Origin of the sequence: Burkholderia sp. SIMBA_051, assembly GCF_046534915.1 — a bacterium.
Taxonomy (GTDB): domain Bacteria; phylum Pseudomonadota; class Gammaproteobacteria; order Burkholderiales; family Burkholderiaceae; genus Burkholderia; species Burkholderia ambifaria.
Genome location: NZ_JAWRXS010000331.1, coordinates 1 through 268 on the forward strand (window position 1 = coordinate 1; position 268 = coordinate 268).

The window sequence follows — 268 nt, forward strand, 5'->3', positions numbered from 1 at the left end:
AGCGCCATCAGGTCGTCGCAACCGCCGACATGGGTATCGCCGATGAAGATCTGCGGTACCGTGCGCCGGCCGGTGCGTTCGATCATGCGATCGCGTTGGCCGGGTTCGCGGTCGATCTGGATGATTTCCAGGTCGGTCACGCCGCGCTGCTCCAGCAGCGCCTTGGCGCGGGCGCAATAAGGACAATAGTCCTTGCTGTACATGACAACTTTATTCATAGGCGCTCCAGGCGGATTCTGTCGATAAGATGGGGGCGCGTCGCCCGGGT

The 268-nt window shown here is 61.9% G+C and carries 1 protein-coding gene; it reads right to left on the reverse strand.

Annotated features, from left to right (window positions below; all coding sequences use genetic code 11):
- Positions 1-218, reverse strand: a 218-nt coding sequence (grxC, locus tag SB771_RS34750; RefSeq protein ID WP_410722009.1) for a glutaredoxin 3, incomplete at its 3' end; no start/stop codon positions are given.
- Positions 219-268 lie beyond the last annotated feature (50 nt).